This is a genomic window from Lacinutrix sp. MEBiC02595 (assembly GCF_053601555.1).
This window is the reverse complement of record NZ_JBSHNU010000217.1, coordinates 388,791-409,728: the sequence shown is the minus strand read 5'-3', so window position 1 is coordinate 409,728 and position 20,938 is coordinate 388,791. Positions and strand designations below refer to the sequence as shown.

Here is a 20,938-nt window from a genome sequence, read left to right as displayed (position 1 = left end):
AACGTATAGCGAATTCTCCAGAAACATGATACAACATTTCTAAAGTGGTCATTTTATCTCCACCAGCACCTTCCAACTAAAGTGATTGGGATTCCATTGGTAAAATCAATGTTTATCATATTGAAAATTACAAATAGTGGTATTATAGCTAATATGGTAACAATCAGCCAGCCATAATTCTTTTTGATATACTTCATCTTAATATTATTTTCTATTACTAATTAATCCGTTTTCCGTTTAGATAGTAGGGAATATTCATTTCCGTTACACTTTTTAACCCTTCGCCTGCAAAAAGCACAACGATAAAGATTGATTATAGAAACGTTCTAATCTATCTTGAGATTCATCAGATTCAACTATAATGTAAGAATGAATAGTATCAATATAACGCACCATTTCTGTAGAATCTATAACTTCTTGTCTAAAATCAATCTGGTTTTCTACACGATAATCTGTAAAATACAAATCCATCATAGCACGCACTAAAGTTGTTTGTGACGTTAAACAAAGTGCTGTTCCTAGTGTAAAATATTCAAGTGAAGTAGTCGCTAGAGGCTTGTCATTTTTGTCCATAAATTCATCTGCGTAGATTTCCCATGTTTCTCCTGAAGACGTTGAAATAGTTACTTTATTTAGATATGGTCTTTCGTTGTTATGAACTGATTCGGAAATAGCGAATATTTCGAATTCTAAATTATCCATAGTACTTAACATATTAAATATGCCTTCATTTTTTTGTTCTTTTACTTCTAAATATTTAGGTTTTTAGGGATGTTAGTAACAGATGTCAATAAAAAATCACCATCAAGAGATACATCTGAATTAGATGTACCAGGTGTTGCTTTATAGGTTTAAAATTATTTTACAGGAATAATTCTTTACGTTCTGTCCCACTTTTACCAAAGCAAAGAGCCCTAACACAATCTATTATAGAGCAGAAATACTCTATAATCTGATGTTATATAAAATAGCGAGAAGTTATTACAAATATTCCAGATTGACTTTTTTTTAAAGCATCCGATTTTATTTAAATAACAAACAATTATGGAATAGAACGTATTTTTAAGACGTTAACCATCTGAAAAACAATACATTTACAAAAATTAATATTTAATCAATTTAATATGAAAAAAACGCTATTTTTTTTAACACTTATGGGAATACTTAGTATTCCTAAATCTTTTTCGCAATTATCGGCAGGAGATATTGCCTTTATTGGCATGAATGAAGACGTTTATTTGGGGACTCAAGATAATTCATTTTCATGGATTTCTTTAACGGATATTGCTCCAGGAGAAGTAATTTATTTTACGGATCAAGGCGTGAATATAAATTCGAATACTTGGTTTGACAACGATGAAGGACATTATTCTTGGACTGCTCCAACAGGAGGAACGGCATGTGGTACAGTAGTATATGTTTATGAAGATGGATCCTCTAATAATTTAATAGCTTCTTCTGGGGTATGCAGTTTAGTCGCAGGTTCAGGTTGGGATTTGTCTAATGGTGATCAAGTTCTTGCTTATCAGTCAGCTTCAGCAAAACCGGCATCCATATTGTCAGCAACTTTCATCGCAGGAATTCATAAGGAAGGAGATGGTTTTGCTGGGGAAATAAATAGTTGGACGGATCCTGTTTATGCTCAGTCAGATGCGCAATACTCTCATTTGCCTCCCGGATTAACAAATGGAGTAAATTGTATTTCTGTTTTTGACGCGGGAATAGAGTATGATAATGTAAAATATACAGCAACTTTAACGGGTACATCAATAACGTTATTAGAATTAATTAACGATGCATCTAATTGGACGATTGATACAACCAATTATATTGCACAAGACATTACTGTTAGTGCATATGCACCAGCAGTCACTTGTGTAACCCCTTGTACACAACCAACAGTGCCTGTAGTAATTTATCAACCTGAAACAATTTGTGAAGGAAATATGGCTTTAATTTCAATCTCTGGCGAATTAAATTACGCTACAGAATGGAAAGTTTATACGGGATCTTGTGGTGGTACACTTGTAGGTTCGACTTCTTCAGACAACTTAATAGTAAGCCCACCTAGTGGAACAACAACCTATTATGTAAGAGGTGAAGGTGGATGCGTGACTCCCGGTTTGTGTGGAACAGTTAACATTACCACTACACCAAGAGAAGATGCTTCTTTTAGTTATGATGCTTCTGCTTACTGTGTAGATACTGTAGACCCTACGCCTACAATTACTGGTGTACCTGGCGGTTATTTTTTTTCTACTGCTGGATTATCTATTAATTCTGCAACAGGTGTAATAGATGTTTCGGCTTCCACACCTAATACCTATACTGTGAATTATTATACTTTAGGTATATGTGATGGAGCAGGAACAGCAAGTGTTACAATTAATGGATTAGAGGATGCTTCGTTTAGTTACGCTGCTGCTACTTATTCTCAAACAGATGGCGATCCTACAGCAACAATTACAGGTCTAGCTGGTGGTTCATTTTCATCAACTGCTGGATTAAGTATTGATGCTGTAACCGGTACAATTGATGTCTCAGAGTCAACACCTAATATCTATATGATTACTTATACCACAGCAGGAAATTGTCCAAAATCTTCTAGTGTTTCTATTGAAATTACTGCAGCCTTAGGTATTGTTGATAATACATTAATAGGTGACGCTTTCTATTTTGTCAATCCTGTTTTTAATATTTTAACTGTTGAAAGTTCAATAGAGATAGCATACGTAAAAATCTATAGTTTACAAGGGGCTCTGGTTGCTTCTGCTAAAGATAGCAAAGTTGACGTTAGTTTTTTATCATCAGGTGTTTATATAGCCTTGATTAATACTTCAAATGGCTTGGTTGCTAGTAAGAAAATGATTAAATTATAATCTTGTAAAAATTAAATACCAATGCAAAGTAGAAAGAGCCTGTCTGAAAAGACAGGCTCTTTTTATTAAATGATTTTTTTTTTAACTGCAATCTATGCTCTATGCGATGTACTAAAAACCTCGCTACCTTCTTGGTATAGGGTGATATTTTATTTTTTAACGGCGTGATTTATTTAGTTCTAAATGGATTTACATACTTTTTTTACATGTTGAACTTCCCTAACTAATCCAACGTTCTGTTTTGTATAATTTAGAGGCTATAAATGCACCGATAATCATTTCAGTCCATGCAATAGGAAATATAACAGCTGCCGCACTCCACGCTCCCAAGCCTGTATTTACAGTGGCTATCCAGAAAACACCTATGGTTGCTAAAGCTGTAGTTGTACCAGAAATAATAATTGACTTTAAGTTATTCCCAAAAGCTACGGAACAAAGCCAAAATATAAATACTAAAACAGCAGTCAATAAAGTATCCCAAATTCCCCAAATCAAAGCATTACTTACTTCCATTGCACCAACTGGTATTCTGCCGGCAATAAATTTTTCTATTAATGGGAAGGCCACTAACATAGCTCTTCCTATTTCTGCTATATGTATCCAAATACTTGTTATTAAAGTGATAATAACAAATTGTTTTAAATTAAAAACTTTATTTTCCACGGTGATTTGATATTTAAATGTAATACAAAGAAGAGACAAATGGAAGAAAATATACGTTGATATTTGCTAAGAAATGGATTTCATTGTACTTAATAATGAGCTTGGTGTCGTTTTGTGAATTTTCACATCTGAGCAATTATTAAAGCTTTTAAACGCCTCTAACTCTTTAATAAAAGCAGCTTCAAAATCATCATTAAAAGAAAAGCTTTCTTCAAAAAATAAATGATTAATAAGAAGTGTTGCAGTCTTTTTATCAGCCTTACAATCCATTCTTGCCACTAATTTACCATCCCAAAGAATGGGTAATGAAAAATAGCCGTATTTCCGTTTCGCAGCTGGAGTATAACATTCAATCTTGTATTCAAAATTAAATAAGTGCTGCATGCGTTTACGCTGAATCAATAAATTATCAAAAGGAGATAGAATTTTTAACTGACTATGAATAGGGGTATTTAACAAATTCATAGCATTAGGTAATGCGTAATATATTTGTCCGTTTACACGTACTTGAACTAATTCATTGTTTGATTGCATCTCCTTTAATTCAGAAACGACAAGTGTTTTGGTATTTTTAAGTAAATAGGACATTTCACTTGCTTGGCCAATACCATTAGCTCTTAGATAGCTTGTAATTAAATACCGGATATGCTGTTGTTGCGTAGGGCATTTATCATCAATGTTATCGGGTAAAACGCGGTCCGTAAGGTTATATACCTTATGAAAATTCTTCCGACTAGAAATCATCAAATCCCCTTGCATAAACAAATTCTCTAATGCTTGTTTTGCAGGTTTACTTTCCCATTCTCTAACTTTAGCCGTATGTGCAAAATCCTTTGCCATTAAAGGCCCTTCGTTTTCTATGCGTTTTAGTATACTATCCATTAGTTTGACATCTTTCTGAAACCAATGGCTTTGTTCGTTTTTTAAAATAGCCTCTTTACGGGGAAGCGAATACTTATAATCGCGCATGGGTAAATATGCTGCCGCATGCGACCAATATTCAAATATCTGTTTAGATTCGATTAACGTATCAATATGAGAAAGTTGATATTCAGGATTTCTATTCCATAATGTATGATGATGGGCACGTTGAATAGCAGAAATGGTATCTATTTGTATATATCCAAGGTGTTCAATACTGACCAGCGTATTATTTATTGCAGTGCCGTTTAATGTGTCCGGCAAAACGCGTTGAGAAAGTAACACTAGCTTTTGTGCTTCTAGTGGGGAGAGTATTTGTTTCATGCTGAATCCCGTATTATTTTTCTAATACGACTTAAATGTTCCGCTGAAACACCAATAAAAGATGCAATTTGATGTTGTGGAACTCTCGAAATAATTTGTTTATTATTTTTTAGAAGGTCTAAATATCTTTCTTTGGGCGTTTTTAGGATAAACGATTGTCGTTGTTCTTCTACTTTCATAAAATTAATTTTGAACAATTGAAAACTCATTCTGTGAAATCCAATAATTTCTGAATTCAAAAATTCAATCGCTTCCATTGTCATTTCTATTGTTTTGATAGCACTTAGCGCTTTAATATTTATTTGAGAAGGCTTGTTTTGTAAATAATTTAAATAATCGTAGCTATGGTCATTTTCAAAATAAAAATTGGTAGTAAATTCTTTTCCATCTTTAATATAAAAACCCCTTGCACAACCTTCCAGAATTATCTTAACCACATTAGATTTATCTCCTTTTTTAAATAAGAAATCGTTTTTTAGATATTCAACCTTCTCAAAACCTGAGATAAATAGTTCCGCATCTTCACAAGCATTCCCAATGATTTAACAAGATGCTTTACGTAATCATTCATTGTAATATGTATTTTTTTTGATGAAAGCTAAGGTTTTATAAATTAAAAGTAGCAGATAAGTTTAAACAAAAATTAAGATTTATCTCTTTTTTGTTGATTTTAAAATTCCTGTATTATAAGACGAATTACCAATTTATTTATATCAAAATCTGGTTGCTCTAATAGCACAAGCTATCTAAATGCAATTATCCCAACGGATAATCACATTTAGATACTATGAGAAATTACTTTGGAGCGTATCCAAAACGGCACAGGATTTAATTTTCCCTACGTAATACTTCTAAAGGCGAACTTCGTAATACGGTTTGAATATTGCTTAATCCAATCCCTAAAACCAATAGTGTAATTCCGGGTAAAAAGACCAAAAACGGAATTACCGATGGTATAAAAGGTTCTTTAAAAACAAATACTGCCAAACATAAACTACTAAGTAACGCTAACAGCAAGCCAACCAAACTCCCAAGTAGCCCTAAAAAGAGATATTCGAAGGCAGAAATTTGTAAGATTTGTTTGTTTTTAGCACCTAATGTTCGCAACAAAACACTCTCTTTAATACGTTGGTATTTACTGGTTCGTACCGAGCCAATCAACACAATAATACCAGTGAAAATACTAAAAAATGCCATAAAATTAATTACCCAAGATACCTTGTCTAATATATTATCTACAACAGTAAATATTTGTCGTAAATCGATTATGGATACATTTGGGAATTTGGAAACTAAATCTTGCTGTAATGCAGCCGAACTTGCATCATCTGGCACATAAGTGGTAAGCACGTTAAACTGTGGTGCTTGCTCTAAAATACCTGAGGGAAATACGATGGAGAAATTGAGCTGTATTTGTGACCAATCTACTTTTCGAATGCTCCCAACAGTCGTTTCCATCAGAACGCCTTGTACGTTAAAAATTACTGGATCACCAACGTTTAGGTTCGCATCAGCCGCTAAATTATCGGAAATGGAAATCACAATAGGTGGATCTAGTTTTACGTTAGGAAGCCACTCGCCTGCTATTAATTCTTCCGAGGCTATCAGGGAATCCCGATACGTAGTTCTAAACTCATGATTTAAAATCCATCCTTTTATTTGTCTTGTGCTATCTTGACGTAAAGTATTCACCAATTGCCCTTTAATGCTTTGCATACGCATGGTAACCAAAGGAATATTACTAAGTACGTTTAAGTTTTTAGTTGTAATACTTTTTGCTAGGGCATCCCGCTGTTCTGGTTGCACATCTAAGATGATAATATTGGCATTTTGCTCCGTCTGCCCTACCTCCGTTTTCGCTAATAAAATGTCCTTAGTAAAATATAGGGTACTAATTAAAAAGGTCCCTAAACCAATGGCTACAACCAAAACGACGGTTTGGTTATTTGGTCGGAATAGATTTAGTAAACTTTGGCGCATCGTAAAACTCCAGTGTTTTGGAAAAAATCGTTTTATGGTTTTTATAAAACCTATAGCCACACCTGCCAACATGGTAAAGGTGAATACCGTAGCAATAATAAAAACCAATGCATACAGTGCATCTTTAATCAACCAAAAGGAAAACAGAAATAGAAATACCAACAAAAGGGCATACACCATAAATCTTACTTTTTGTGGTTCTTGAGATCCATTTTCATCCACACGTAATACTTCTAATGGGGAAACATACCAAGTACGAAGTAATGGCAAGAGCGCAAATAAAACGGACATAAATAGTCCTAAAAGAACTCCAATTAAAATGGGTTGTGCAGTGATTTTAATTTCCAACGCAAAAGGTAAAAAGTCTTTTAACAGATATGGAAATACAGCCTGTAGCCCGATACCTAGCAACGATCCAATAATACCACCAATAATTCCGATACCTGCAATTTGGATAAGGAAAATGAGAAAGCTTTGCAGTCTAGACGCTCCCATACATTTTAAAATTGCTATGGGTTTTAATTTCTCTTTGATATAAATATGTACGGAACTGGCAATACCAATACAACCGAGTAGTAATGCAATAAATGCCGCTAAATTCAAGAATTTACCCACATTATCATAACGTTTACCTAAACGTCGGGTGGTACTCGTATGCGTATCTAAATCGGCATTTTCTAAATCGAGTAATGGTCCTATTTTATCTTCTAAATGTTTTAAGTTTACCGTATCAGAAACTTTATAGAAATATTGGTATTCTTTTCTACTTCCAAACTGAAGCAATTCGGTAGCTTCAATAAAACGGAATGGAATAACTACTGGAGGTGCTACAGAGCTAGATATTGCGGAATTTCCTGGCATGGATATTAAAGCACCTGCAATAGGCAACGTTAGTTGTCCGATTTTAATAGAATCTCCTGGTTGTATGTTGAATTGCAACATTAAAGTTGCGTCCACTAATGCGCCACCAGATGCTTGATAACTACTTGCAGCACTGGATGGTTCTGTATTTATTTTTCCGTAAAAAGGAAAGCCTCCTTCCATGCCTTGTACCTTCACTAATTTGGTGCCACCATTCTTAGGAAAGGCAATCATAGAGACAAAGTTCACTTCCGAAGCATCCGGTTGTAAGGAATCGATGATGGCTTGTGCGCTTTCGGTTGGTATTTGTTTGGCATCGATAATATAATCGGCACCCATTAAGGTTTTGGATTGGCTTTGGATATTATCCTTTAAATTGGTGCTAAATAACTGGATAGAAACCACCGCTGCTATTCCCAAAATAATAGACGCCATAAATAACAATAAGCGTACTTTACTAGCCTTGGCATCACGCCATGCCATTTTAAACAACCAGCGTACTTGTAAGTTTTTAGTGTTCATATAGATTACAGTGCTGTAGTAGATTGGTTAGTGACTATTTTTCCACCTTTTAGTTTTAAAATCTGTTGTGTTCGGTTTGCTAATTCCAAATCATGTGTGATAATCACTAAAGTAGTTCCATTTTCTTTATTCAATTCGAAAAGTAATTGCACCACCTTTTCACCAGTTTCATCATCCAAATTCCCTGTAGGTTCATCTGCAAACAGAATGGATGGCGCATTTGCAAACGCCCTAGCTAATGCCACACGTTGCTGCTCGCCACCAGATAGTTGCGACGGATAATGATGTACTCTATCTGTAAGTCCTACTTTTTCCAATAAAGCCCTACTTTTTGTGGTAGCATTTTTAGCACCTTGTAATTCTAAAGGCACACTTACATTTTCAAGAGCTGTTAATGTGGGTAGTAATTGAAAATTCTGAAAAATAAAACCAACTTCCTTATTTCTCAACTGTGCGCGTTGGTCTTCATTTAACGCGCTCAAATCCTGTCCGCATAATTCCACAGTACCTGCATTTGGATAGTCAAGGCCAGCACAAAGGCCTAGTAAGGTTGTTTTTCCGCTTCCCGATGGACCCACAATGGAGAAGGTTTGTCCTTGCTCCACATCAAATGAAATATCGTGTAAAACCGTTAATTCTTTGTTACCACTGGTATATGTCTTTTCCAAACCAGTAATCTTTAATATCTTTGGCATATAAATTCAAATTAAATATAGACGAATGTCCAAGGGTCAAAATAATCAATTACAGGCATATTTACCAATTCTAAGAGAGTATAAACTCTTAAATTTTTGTTATTTTATTTTAGTGGTTTCCCTCTTTTCTTGTGGAGATACTAAAGCGGACAAAACAACAGCAGTGCAACCAACGGAAACACGGAAGGAAACCGTACTTACACCTGTAACAAAAAGCAAAACCATTTTGTGTTTTGGAGACAGTATCACTGCAGGTTATGGTCTTGACGATACTAATGATGCATATCCAGCAGTGTTGCAACAGACCATAGATTCTTTACAATTGGACTTTACGGTAATTAACTCTGGAGTTAGTGGCGAAACGAGTGCTGGTGGTAAAAGTCGTATTGATTGGGTGATTAAACAAGCGCCTAGTATATTCTTATTAGAATTGGGTGCCAATGATGGTTTACGTGGTGTCCCTTTAACAGAAACCCGAGCCAACTTACAAGCCATTATTGATGTGGTGAAGAATAAAAGTCCGGAAACCGTTATTGTTCTTGGCGGCATGGAATTACCTCCAAACATGGGACAGGCTTATACTACCGAATTTAGACAGTTGTTTGCCGATTTAGCAGAAAAAAATAGCATCGCTTTTATTCCTTTTATTTTGAAGGATGTTGGTGGTATTGCATCTCTGAATCAACAGGATGGAATTCATCCTAATGTTACTGGTCATAAAATAGTTGCAAATACGGTATGGGAAGTACTACAACCTTTGCTATAGTGATGCTATAGATCTGGAAATTACCAGTATTCAAATCCTAAAAAAACCTATTCAAAACAATCGTTTGAATAGGTTTTTTTTATAGATAGATATTCAGAATTCTCATTTCTGGATACGCATTATTCATACTTTGGTTTTTGAAACCATATATCAGATAAAGAAATATTGATGTTTAGTGTATTAATATATTCTTGTATCAGTAAGCTCTCTGTAGTTCCTTTTTTTGCAAGAGAATAGGAAATGTTTAGAAGAGATCTTCTGCCAATAGGTAGACCAATTCCAATAGAAGCTGCGTAGGCATCAATTTTGGTATCCTCCACTTTTAAATATCCCGAATTATAATTTAAGCCCATTCGATAGTCTACACGATCCCAGTATTTTTGACTATTAGGATTTTTAGTATATCCAGCACCAAAGCCAAAAGTATTTTGATCTGTGTACTCTCCAATAGCATCCGACTGATTGGTAGAAGACCAAAAGCTTTTGCTATAATCCGCAGTTAATAGAAAGTTTTTAAACCTAGTGCTATAACCAAAACCAAGTTTGAATGGTAAGTAAAAATCATCTATATTTTCTCCTTCGGTATCTTCTAATAAGGTATAAGCAGAGCCTATATATTTGCTGATTCTCACATCTTTAGTTCCTTTTAAAACGGTTGGAAAATCTAATTTCACCCCAAAATTATGCTTCTCTAAATATTTATATTGTAATCCTAATCCGAACTGCGCACCATGGTAATAATTTTCTTCGGTAATATCCAAATAGCTATCCGTGGTAATGGTCGTTTCCGTTTCCTCTATTTTTCCGAATAAATAGGAAACTTTAGCGCCAACGTTTAGGTTTTTGTTTATTGTTCTTGCGTAGTCTAGTCGTAATTCATTTAATCCTCCAGATCCTTCAATATTGGTTGTAAATGTTTCATTACTTCCTTCAATATTACTTTGTAGCCCTATTACAGAATATCCAACAGTAGTGGCTGGTTTTAATGTTAATCCCATACCATACTTGCCATCTATATTAAATCCTAAAGAAATATTAGTAAAAGTACTGGTTAAATTTTGCTCTTCAGATCCATCGGTAGAAAGATTAATTAATTCTGCAGAACCTCCAAAATCGAATACAAATTCATTTGGTGTTAGGGATGCAAACGAAGCCGAGTTAGAAAGATTAACACCATAACTAGCATCTAGGGCAACTCCTGTTTTACCAAGACCACTATTTCTACCAGTGTTCGCGTTGTTTTCTACTCCTAAACCAAAAAGGGAATATGGGGAACTTGTAAGGTTATTAGATTGTGAATATCCACACTGCCCAAGCATCATGGCCAAAATAATGATGTACTTCAATTTATTCATATACGGCATAGGTTATAATTAATTTTGTATTAAAGTTTGATTTCTGACTGTCGTTAAATATTATTTTATTTATAGTGGAAGTATAATCGTTAGGGATTAGAATAAGAGCATCTTCGGTTTCTGGACTTTCACTTAATTTTTTATCTAAAAATTCTGTAACCGGAACGGTGTATGCTATTTTATTAAACTCCGAACCATCCGTACTAAGCGTCGCAGTAACCACATCTACACTATTCGAAATTTGATCTGCTAAATCATTATTTTGATCTATAGTATATAGTAATAATTCTTCGCTTAATGGCAGAAAAGTAGAATACGAATCTGCATTAGGTTCTATATAAAGTGTTGCTTCGAGAATGGTCCCCGAACTACCAATATTATAAATATCTTTTATGGTAGGAAACTCTATTTTAGTTACATAACCGGTACCTGCTTGATTATAGCTGATATTGTTACTTTCGAGGGAAGAAAGATTATCTTCCTGATCGGTTAAAATTTCTAGAGGTAGTCCGCTAACATCACTTTCTATATGATTAAAATAGGTATCTATGGTCATATCATAAGTTAGTTCTTCACTTTCTAACTCTCCTGGAATACTGTAATAAAAACGCATATACGTTTCTGCGCTAGTTGTTGAAAAACCAATTATAGCAGCGTTTTCATTCGCGTCTGGACGGATTGTAAGACCTTTTAGTTGTTGATAAAAAGATTCATCATCTGTAATTGTATTGTCTCGAATACCATTAAATATGTTTGCCCCAAAATTGTATGGTAACGTTACAAGAAGCGAATCTTTATTAGGAGTTGGCGTGTATGTTTTACGTACCAAAGGAGTTGCTTCATAACCAAATTCTGAAGTGTTATAAAAATAAGAATCATCAGAACTTAATTTATCCGTTAGCTTATATACATTTAAGGAAGCAACTTGCGTCGTATCACTATACGAATAGGTATCATAGCCAAGAATTAATCCAACACTATCTAAAACAGCTTGATTATCTATAGCATAAATATAAGTGCTGAGCTGAAAATATGCAGAACTGTTTATAGTTCCCATATCATCATCTGTATATTGACCAATCAATAATCTATTATTAGTTGATGTTATTATGGAATCAAATTTCATGGTGGATAATGTCACCGAAAAAGTATCCATAGAAAAGACTCGAATGTTGGTATCTGTAAATTCTTCGCCGGCTAAAAGACTAGAGTCTTCGGTTTCTGAGGAGCAAGATATTATAGATGCTATAACCGTTATAAAGGTTATGAAAGGTATTACGTGTGCTTTTAATTTAAACATAGGTCTTTAAGTATTTGCACAAATCAACTACCCTTTGCACCTAATAAAAAGTATAATATACGTACAGCTACTATTCATCTACAAATACCATTATTTATACTATAAAAAGCCATAGCCATGTTTGTAGATTAAAAACCTGTGTTTGTCTACAAAAAAAGAGGATAGGTATATTTTATAATTAACCTAAGGAATGGAGGTAGTATGTTAGCAGTCGATGAGTAAAAAACCTTTATAATACATGAGTAAAAAAACGTTACATTATTTAAGCTTTAGTTTGATTTCCTTAGCTTCTTATGGACAAGAAGTTTTCACAATAACAGATGTGGAAGATTTGGTAGCTTTTAAATATGAGATATATCCTAGTTTGAATGATGTTCAAATAGAAGAAAAAACTATTGCTATTAATTTCTCATCGTTATTAGACAAACCAAAAATAAACTTTGGTCTAAGCTATACCAATAATAGTATAGATTTTAAAGACCATGATCTGTATAATGATTTTGGTGCATTTGAAGCGTTGCATAGCATGCAGGTGTATGCACAATATAAAAAAAACTTAGTAAAGAATTGGAGTTTAGACCTAACCATAGCTCCTTATTTATCTTCTACATTAAAGGAGAAAATTTCTAGTGATGATTTTGTTTTTAGTTACAAAGCTAACTTTATGAAAAGCTGGGATAACAAAGGACTTCCATCCTATTTAAAGATTGGAGCTGGTTATGGAACCTTATTTGGTAAACCTAATTTTTACCCACTGATTTCTTATGAGAAGCATGTCAATGAAAAATTTAAATATGAAATAGGTATTCCAATTACCGGAGCTTATTATAAATTAAATGACAAGAATAGTTTTGATTTTACGGCACAACCAGAATCTATATACGCGAATAATGCTTCGGGTTTTATTGTAAATAACAATGACGTTTTACACCATTCCAAATTAGAATTCAAAGCGGTGAAATTAGCTCTTGGATATAAATTGCATCTAGATGAAAATTGGACAACAAATTTTAACGTGGGCTATTTAACCAATAGTGAACTTACCATAGATAATAACGACAATAAAATATATGATTTTGATGCTAACGAATCCTTATCATTAAACGTAGGAATTAGTTTTAATTTAAATAAAAAAGTGAAATGAAAAAAATGATTAACAAAACAAGCTTGAAATTTGTGTATTTGGGTGCTATACTTGCGCTATTTAGTAGTTGTAGTAATGACGACGACGATGATGACAATGTTGGTAATTGGGTTAAAAAATCGACTTTTAACGAAGATGCTAGAAGTAGCGCCGCAGCGTTTACTATAGGAAACATGGGTTACATGGGAACCGGCTATGATGGGGACGATTATTATAAAGATTTTTGGAGCTATAACATGGATACGAATTCTTGGCAACAATTATCCGATTTCCCTGGTATCGAGCGAAGTTCTGCCACATCGCTAGTGATTAATAATGAAGGCTATATAGGAACAGGTTATAACGGAGATTCTAACGAAGAATTATCCGATTTCTACAAGTATAATGCGAATACTAATGTATGGTCACAAATTGCAGATTTTGGTGGTTCTCCACGTTATGGTGCAGTAGGATTTAGTTCAGATAGCTATGGATACGTAGGTACTGGTTATGATGGAAGTGATAAAAAAGATTTTTGGAAATACGATCCAATAGCAGATACTTGGCAAGAAAATTTTGGTTTTGGAGGAGATAAAAGAAGAGATGCGGTTACATTTACAATTGGGAATGATGCCTATTTAGCTACCGGAATTAGTAATGGTGTGTATGAAGAAGATTTTTGGGTTTTTAACTTAGATACAGAAACTTGGACAGAGTTAGAAGATCTAGACGATGATGACGATGACGACGATGATTATGATATCACTAGATCTAGTGCTGTAGCATTTACTATTGGTGGTAAAGGATATATTGCTTGCGGTGAATATGTAACTAGCATAAGTACAGTATATGAGTTTAATCCTTCAAACCAAGATTGGGAAGAAAAAACAGATTTTGAATTATTTTCAAGAAGAGATGCTATTTCTTTCTCTAATGGCGAACGTGCTTTTGTAGCACTTGGTAGAAATGGAACTTTATATCTAGATGATAATATGGAGTTTTTCCCGAATCAGGAACAAGATGATGATGATAATTAATAAATAACAAACGAAGAGTCAGGGTACGAATAGAATCCTATTTTACTTCTGACTCTTTTTTAAATTCAAATGTTATGAAAAATATTTACAAATACATTGCAATATTTTTAACCGTTTCCATGATTACCATGCTGTTTTTTTATTTTCCATCGGAAAACAACGAAACAAACATCGTGAAAGCGTCTCCGTATTCTTTAAAGGTGGTGGCAAAAGATAGCTTCTTTATTTATGAGGTGTATAACAATGATAATTTGTACATCCGACAAGAATATATTCCGGCAGCAAAAGGAAAACAGATTTTTAAAACTAAAGAAGATGCCGAAAAAATAGGAAAAATGGTTGTGACTAAACTTTCAAAAAACATGCTTCCCGGAATAACTATTGTCGAATTAACAAATAATAATATTAAATTCGATAAAATTTAATTCATCTGTAATAATAGAAACTTGAAAATAAAAATATCTTATAAAGAATTTATAGTACACCTACTCGTATGGTTATGCATTAGTATATTTCCGTTGTTCACTGCGTACATGGATTTAGGCAAAATTCCTTCCGGAATGTATTTTAGAGCAGCCATGCATCCCATGGTTTTCTATGCCAATTATTTAGTTTTTGTTCCTTATTTATTACTGAAACGGAAACTACTACTTTACATTTTAGTTGCTATAGTTTTTTTAGTGCTGTTTAATTATATCACAGAAAATTTGATTTTTGACCACTTGGTAAAAGTTAATGATTTTAGAGATATGCCGCGACCAGGAAATAAACGAAGAGGTCTATTTGGTATGCGACATGCGGTACCTATTGTATTCTCTTTGTCTATTTTTCTATTAGGTGGTATTTTTAGCTTAGTTATGGATTTCTACAAAAGAGATCGATTATCTAAAGAGCTAGAAAACAATCAAAAAGATATCAAATTACAGTTCTTAAGAAATCAATTAAACCCGCATTTTTTATTCAATTCTTTAAATAGTATTTACTCCTTAGTCCGAAGTAAATCCGATGACGCACCAGAAGCAGTAATTACTTTATCCGAATTAATGCGCTATATGCTTTACGAAGTGAAAGATGAACAAGTACCATTAGAAAAGGAAATAAATTATATCCAAAATTATATTGCGCTTCAAAGATTACGACTTAAAAATAGTGAAGCTGTTAAAGTTAACATAAACGGGAATACAAAAAACTTAAAAATCTTTCCTTTGTTGTTAATTCCTTTCATTGAAAATGCCTTTAAATACGGAACAGATTATGAAGGGAATACGCATATCAATATTAAAATTGTAGTCGACAATAATACATTGAACTTTACGGTAGAAAATATTGTAGGATTATATAAACGAGATAAAAAGAATTCCGGTGTTGGATTACCCAATATAGAAAATCAACTCCAGTATTTATATAAGAATAATCACGAATTAAAGATAGAACAAGATAAAACCCATTACAGAGCCTTTTTAACCTTAAATTTAAATAATAATGAAATGCATAATAATTGATGACGAGCCTTTGGCGATTGATATTATTGAATCATACTGTCAAGCGATAGGTGGTATTGAGGTGATTTGTACATTTACAAATGCTATTAAAGCTTTAGATTTTATAAACAATAATACTATTGATTTGGTTTTTTCAGATATTGAAATGCCTAATATTTCTGGAATAGAGCTGATAAAATCATTAGAAGGAAAAGTGCCGTACTTTATTTTTACAACAGCATATCCCGAATATGCTTTAGAAGGTTTTGATTTAAATGCAGTCGATTATCTAGTAAAACCGATTCCATTTCCTCGTTTTATAAAAGCAGTGAATAGAGTAAAAGAAATGATTCGACTAAATGATAGCAATACTTCCTTTAATTTTTCGTCTGCAGGTGGCGAAATTGCATCGCATGAAGACAACTTTATTTTTGTAAAATCAGAATACGAAAATTTAAAAATCGATATGCACGCAATAAAGCACATTCAAGGTTTAAAGGATTATTTAAAAATTCATTCCGAAGATGCCAAACCCATATTAACCCTAATGAGCTTTAGAGAAATCCAGTCCAAACTCCCGGAAAGTACCTTCATAAGAGTACATAGATCGTATATTGTTAATGTCAATAAAATAACATCTATACAAAAAAATAGAATTGTAATTAAAGACGAAAGAATTCCTATTGGCGAAAGCTATAAGTCTATGGTCTATAGTCGATTAAATATTTAATTAATAGTTTATTAAAAAAAGTAAATTAAAAGGAGAATACGCTTCGCTCCTAGTACTTTTACTCCTTTATGCTGAAATTTTCACCGTTTAAAATGATGCTTTTTGTACGTTTTAAAACGTATAAGTTGTTCGTATTCTAGTACTTCACTCCTATTTCATTATTACTTGGTTATTTTTTTATTAAAAACGTATCTTACCAAAAGATATTCGTTCCAAGTAAAAATTAAAAAGAAATGACCAAGTTTACACATATTTTTGAACCATTAGATTTAGGATTTACAACGCTTAAAAACCGAATTCTAATGGGTTCCATGCATACCGGTTTAGAAGAGAAGAAAAATGGCTTAGAAAAAATAGCAGCTTATTATGCCGAACGTGCAAAAGGAGGCGTAGGACTAATTGTTTCTGGTGGAATTGCCCCAAACGTACAAGGTTGGACAGGTCCTTTTTCTGCGCGAATGAGTACTAAAAAACATGCCAAACATCACAAAGTGATTACAGATGCCGTACATAAGGAAGGCGGAAAAATATGTATGCAAATTTTACATGCTGGACGTTATGGTTATCATCCATTTGTGGTTGCGCCTTCGGCTTTAAAATCACCGATATCTCCTTTTAAACCTTTTAAACTGAAAAAATCCGGTATCCAACGTACTATTCGGGATTTTGTAAACTCCGCTAAACTAGCAAAATTAGCCGGTTATGATGGGGTGGAAATTATGGGATCAGAAGGTTATTTAATTAACCAATTTATTGCCGAAAGAACCAACAAGCGTACCGATGATTATGGAGGAAGTTATGCCAATAGAATGCGCTTGCCAATAGCATTAGTAAAACAAACTCGGGAAGCTGTTGGTAAAGAATTTATTATAATCTATCGTTTGTCCATGCTAGATTTAGTCGAGAAAGGAAGTACTTGGGAAGAAGTCGTTACCTTAGGTAAAGAAATTGAAAAAGCCGGAGCTACCATTATAAATACAGGAATTGGTTGGCATGAAGCACGAATACCAACTATTGCTACATCGGTACCAAGAGCTGCATTTACTTGGGTAACCAAAAGAATGAAAGCAGAACTTTCTATTCCGTTAATTACTTCCAATAGAATAAATATGCCAGAAACCGCGGAAAAAATATTGGCAGAAGGACATGCCGATATGGTCTCGATGGCAAGACCGTTTTTAGCGGATCCAGAATGGGTAAATAAAGCGAAAGCGAATAAATCGGACGAAATAAATACGTGTATTGGTTGTAATCAAGCATGTTTAGATCACGTTTTTGAACAAAAAGTAGCAAGCTGTTTGGTGAATCCTAGAGCATGTCATGAAACGGAACTGAATTATCTTCCCACAGAAAAAAAGAAAAAAATAGCCGTGGTTGGTGCTGGTCCTGCTGGTTTGGCAGCTTCTACTATTGCTGCGCAACGCGGACATATAGTTACTCTTTTTGATGCCGATAAAGAGATTGGTGGTCAATTCAATCTAGCAAAGCAAATTCCAGGAAAAGAAGAGTTTTATGAAACCATTCGCTATTTTAAAAAACAATTAGAATTGCATCAAGTAACCGTGAAATTAAATACACGAGTAACTGCTCAAGATTTAAAAAATGGCAATTTTGATGAAGTTATATTAGCTACCGGAATTAAACCCAGAAACCCGAAAATTGTAGGAATCGATCATCCTAAAGTTTTAAATTATTTGGATGTTTTAAAGTGGAAAAAGCCAGTTGGAAAACGTGTTGCCGTAATTGGAGCTGGAGGTATTGGTTTTGATGTTTCCGAATTTTTAGCACACGAAGGGGAAAGTACTTCCTTAAATATTGATGCTTGGTTAAAAGAATGGGGAATTGATAAAACCATGGAGGCTCGTAGTGGAACGGAAGGCGTAAAAGCAGAAGTGCATCCTTCGCCTAGAGAAATTTTTATGTTCAAGCGTAGCAAAGGAAAATTTGGTGGTAATTTGGGTAAAACCACAGGTTGGATTCATCGTTCTACATTGAAAAAGAAAAAAGTGCAATTTATCAATGAAGTACAGTACACCAAAATTGATGATGAAGGTTTGCATTATGTTCAAAATAAAGAGCAAAAAGTACTGGCAGTAGATTCCATTATTATTTGTGCTGGCCAATTACCTTTTAAAGTATTATTGGAACCTTTAGAAGCATTAGGTGTAAAAGTACATGTGATTGGAGGTGCAGATGTTGCCGCAGAATTGGATGCAAAACGCGCCATAAACCAAGCTTGTAGATTAGCAGCTATAATTTAAGTAGCAATAAAGGAAATGGAACAAAACGAAGTTCAACTCTTAATAATTACTGTTTTTATTCTATAGCAGTCTGTGATTGCTTTACTATGTAGTATGGAATTATTTCATTTCCGAAACGTTTAATCCGTATCCATATACGTTTTCATATATAGTATGATTCTCTCTTATTACACCCATTATGTACAGATTTATTTATCGGTATTCCGTGACTTTAGCATTTTGACCGAAAAAAAACGACGGTATAACGATGTTTTCTATCTAGCCCTTTTTTTTAGATTTTTTTTTAAACGTATAGCAGTCAGTGGTTTATTTATTTTTTCTATATGTAGATTTGTTTTGGCATCTCAATTGCTTCTAGTTTTCGAAACAAATAGGAATAATATAAACCAAATACGAACTAAATACTTTTGTATCGTATAAAAGGAAAATTGTTCCAAATATATAAACCCCAAAAAAACTATAAGCTTGGAGAAACTTACACAAAAATTATTACTACTTATTGTCTTTACCCTTTTTACTTCGATTAATAATAATATTATAGCACAGGTAGGTATAGGAACATTAACGCCAGATGGTTCCTCTATGCTGGATGTAAAGTCCACAGATAAAGGAATGTTAACACCAAGAATGACTACCGCTCAAAAAGCAGCGATATCCAGTCCTGTGCAAGGGCTCTTGGTTTTTGATACCGATTTAAATGGGTTTTACTTCTTTGATGGAGCGAGTTGGGTAAGCCTTAGTGCCGCAAGTGGCAGTAGTGGTGATTATACCGGATGGGGAGATTATGTAGATGGAACATATACTTCTGCAAGTCCTTTAACACTAACAGCGTACTCTAAAGTGACTTTGCCTAATGATGCAAGTACTATAAGAGATGGTCAAAAACCTATGGATGTAACAGCATTTTATGATCCTACTACTTCTACTATAACAGGAAGAAATGGAGATGGTTTAAATGTACTAATAGAATTTAAAGTAAACCCTACAGCTAATAAAACAACAAAAATAACAGTAGCAATCGATATTGGAGGTGCTGTTGGAGAAATATATACAAGAGACTTTATTACGTCAAAAGGGGTTGGAGTAGAACATTATTATTTGAGTTCTTTTAATGCGTACACATTAGCTACTTGGGAGTTAAACGGTGGAACAGTTAAAATAGAATCCGATTATGCCGCAGAGATTTATGACATCCGATATATATTAACAAGAACCCATAAAGCAAGATAATTTCAAAACATCGTCTTATTTGAAAAAACGATGTACAATAAAAATAAGTTACCATAAGAATAGTTCCCTAAGAATAATATTTTCATTAAAAAATTTAGTTTGGATTGATTAATAGCAAAGTTTAAGTAAAATCAAACTATTTTAAAGCATCTCTTTTTGTATTGAAAAGGGGTGTTTTTTTTATTTTGAAAAGAACGGATAAGAATTTACCAGTAATAAAGTAAAGTCGGTTAATCCAAATGAAATAATTTTAAAATTCTGTTAAACAAAATTCAGGGTAGTTAAAATGTTGTAACTTTGTAATTCATATGAAGCAAATATTCCATAAAATAATGTCTTTTGCAATGGCTTTTGTAGTGTTATTCTCTACAATGTCATTCAGTGTAAGCATGCATTATTGTGGTGATACTTTAGTGGAAACTGCTATTTTTAATAAAGCAAAAGGTTGCGGAATGAAAATGGAGAAGCCCGCTACAGATGGTTGTTCCATCACTAAAAAAAAATGCTGTAATGACGAACAGTTACTTGTAGATGGTCAAGACCAACTACAAATTCAATTCGATACTATTTCTTTAGAACAGCAAGTATTTATAGCTTCATTTGTATATACATATAGCCACCTTTTTGAAGGTGTAGACAGCAATGTATCTGCGTATAAAGCATATGAACCACCACTCGTCAGCAAGGAAATCTTCAAGCTAGACGAGACTTATTTAATTTGATTTTTAAACAATAGACTGTATTATCCAATGATTTATTTCATTAGGATGATTTCTTGTATTTGGTGTTTTCCTATTTGGGATAGCATCC

General features: G+C 33.6%; 18 protein-coding genes. 10 read left to right on the top strand and 8 right to left on the bottom strand.

Annotated elements, in window-relative coordinates; all coding sequences use genetic code 11:
- Positions 1-273: 273 nt before the first annotated feature.
- Complete coding sequence (locus tag ACVCZW_RS09655) at positions 274-714, bottom strand: hypothetical protein (protein WP_452232291.1); 441 nt, start codon at positions 712-714, stop codon at positions 274-276.
- Between the two features lie 410 nt (positions 715-1,124).
- On the opposite strand from ACVCZW_RS09655, the gene ACVCZW_RS09650 reads away from it, so the two are divergent.
- Positions 1,125-2,879: a T9SS type A sorting domain-containing protein gene (locus tag ACVCZW_RS09650; RefSeq protein ID WP_452232290.1), complete on the top strand. Its 1,755-nt coding sequence runs from the start codon at positions 1,125-1,127 to the stop codon at positions 2,877-2,879.
- A 219-nt stretch (positions 2,880-3,098) separates the two neighbouring features.
- Here ACVCZW_RS09650 and ACVCZW_RS09645 read toward each other — a convergent pair whose 3' ends face one another.
- The 5 genes from ACVCZW_RS09645 to ACVCZW_RS09625 all read right to left on the bottom strand — a co-directional run bounded on the left by ACVCZW_RS09645 (position 3,099) and on the right by ACVCZW_RS09625 (position 8,845).
- Positions 3,099-3,542 carry a hypothetical protein gene (locus tag ACVCZW_RS09645; protein WP_452229996.1) on the bottom strand — a complete coding sequence of 148 codons (444 nt, stop codon included), beginning with the start codon at positions 3,540-3,542 and terminating at the stop codon, positions 3,099-3,101.
- A gap of 66 nt (positions 3,543-3,608) precedes the next feature.
- Positions 3,609-4,787: a winged helix-turn-helix domain-containing protein gene (locus ACVCZW_RS09640; RefSeq protein WP_452232289.1), complete on the bottom strand. Its 1,179-nt coding sequence runs from the start codon at positions 4,785-4,787 to the stop codon at positions 3,609-3,611.
- A complete protein-coding gene (locus ACVCZW_RS09635) occupies positions 4,784-5,293 on the bottom strand; it encodes a Crp/Fnr family transcriptional regulator (RefSeq protein ID WP_452232313.1) in 510 nt (169 codons plus the stop codon). The genes ACVCZW_RS09640 and ACVCZW_RS09635 overlap by 4 nt, the downstream gene beginning before the upstream one ends.
- Before the next feature lie 322 nt (positions 5,294-5,615).
- Positions 5,616-8,111: an ABC transporter permease gene (locus ACVCZW_RS09630; protein WP_452232312.1), complete on the bottom strand. Its 2,496-nt coding sequence runs from the start codon at positions 8,109-8,111 to the stop codon at positions 5,616-5,618.
- Between the two features lie 44 nt (positions 8,112-8,155).
- The gene (locus tag ACVCZW_RS09625) at positions 8,156-8,845 is read right to left on the bottom strand and encodes an ABC transporter ATP-binding protein (RefSeq protein ID WP_452232288.1); all 690 of its coding nucleotides are present in this window, start codon (positions 8,843-8,845) and stop codon (positions 8,156-8,158) included.
- A gap of 25 nt (positions 8,846-8,870) precedes the next feature.
- On the opposite strand from ACVCZW_RS09625, the gene ACVCZW_RS09620 reads away from it, so the two are divergent.
- On the top strand, positions 8,871-9,611 hold the full coding sequence (locus ACVCZW_RS09620) for an arylesterase (protein WP_452232287.1): 741 nt from the start codon (positions 8,871-8,873) through the stop codon (positions 9,609-9,611).
- 119 nt (positions 9,612-9,730) lie between these two features.
- Here the strand turns inward: ACVCZW_RS09620 and ACVCZW_RS09615 are convergent, their stop codons facing one another.
- Together ACVCZW_RS09615 and ACVCZW_RS09610 are read right to left on the bottom strand one after the other, a co-directional pair.
- Positions 9,731-10,966, bottom strand: coding sequence for a hypothetical protein (locus tag ACVCZW_RS09615; RefSeq protein ID WP_452232286.1), 1,236 nt, complete (start codon positions 10,964-10,966; stop codon positions 9,731-9,733).
- Positions 10,959-12,266 carry a DUF4270 family protein gene (locus ACVCZW_RS09610; protein WP_452232285.1) on the bottom strand — a complete coding sequence of 436 codons (1,308 nt, stop codon included), beginning with the start codon at positions 12,264-12,266 and terminating at the stop codon, positions 10,959-10,961. Before ACVCZW_RS09610 ends, ACVCZW_RS09615 begins: the two co-directional genes overlap by 8 nt.
- Before the next feature lie 238 nt (positions 12,267-12,504).
- Between ACVCZW_RS09610 and ACVCZW_RS09605 the strand changes: the two genes are divergently transcribed.
- The 8 genes from ACVCZW_RS09605 to ACVCZW_RS09570 all read left to right on the top strand — a co-directional run bounded on the left by ACVCZW_RS09605 (position 12,505) and on the right by ACVCZW_RS09570 (position 20,850).
- Positions 12,505-13,410: a hypothetical protein gene (locus ACVCZW_RS09605; protein WP_452229989.1), complete on the top strand. Its 906-nt coding sequence runs from the start codon at positions 12,505-12,507 to the stop codon at positions 13,408-13,410.
- Complete coding sequence (locus ACVCZW_RS09600) at positions 13,407-14,426, top strand: Kelch repeat-containing protein (protein ID WP_452232284.1); 1,020 nt, start codon at positions 13,407-13,409, stop codon at positions 14,424-14,426. Before ACVCZW_RS09605 ends, ACVCZW_RS09600 begins: the two co-directional genes overlap by 4 nt.
- Before the next feature lie 74 nt (positions 14,427-14,500).
- Complete coding sequence (locus tag ACVCZW_RS09595) at positions 14,501-14,851, top strand: DUF4907 domain-containing protein (protein ID WP_452232283.1); 351 nt, start codon at positions 14,501-14,503, stop codon at positions 14,849-14,851.
- A gap of 108 nt (positions 14,852-14,959) precedes the next feature.
- The gene (locus tag ACVCZW_RS09590) at positions 14,960-15,928 is read left to right on the top strand and encodes a sensor histidine kinase (RefSeq protein ID WP_452229986.1); all 969 of its coding nucleotides are present in this window, start codon (positions 14,960-14,962) and stop codon (positions 15,926-15,928) included.
- On the top strand, positions 15,909-16,637 hold the full coding sequence (locus ACVCZW_RS09585; protein WP_452229985.1) for a LytR/AlgR family response regulator transcription factor: 729 nt from the start codon (positions 15,909-15,911) through the stop codon (positions 16,635-16,637). The genes ACVCZW_RS09590 and ACVCZW_RS09585 overlap by 20 nt, the downstream gene beginning before the upstream one ends.
- Before the next feature lie 233 nt (positions 16,638-16,870).
- Positions 16,871-18,898: an oxidoreductase gene (locus ACVCZW_RS09580; protein WP_452232282.1), complete on the top strand. Its 2,028-nt coding sequence runs from the start codon at positions 16,871-16,873 to the stop codon at positions 18,896-18,898.
- Positions 18,899-19,363: 465 nt separating this feature from the next.
- Positions 19,364-20,128, top strand: a complete 765-nt coding sequence (locus ACVCZW_RS09575) for a hypothetical protein (RefSeq protein ID WP_452232281.1) — start codon at positions 19,364-19,366, stop codon at positions 20,126-20,128.
- Positions 20,129-20,436: 308 nt separating this feature from the next.
- A complete protein-coding gene (locus ACVCZW_RS09570; protein ID WP_452232280.1) occupies positions 20,437-20,850 on the top strand; it encodes an HYC_CC_PP family protein in 414 nt (137 codons plus the stop codon).
- Positions 20,851-20,938: the final 88 nt, after the last annotated feature.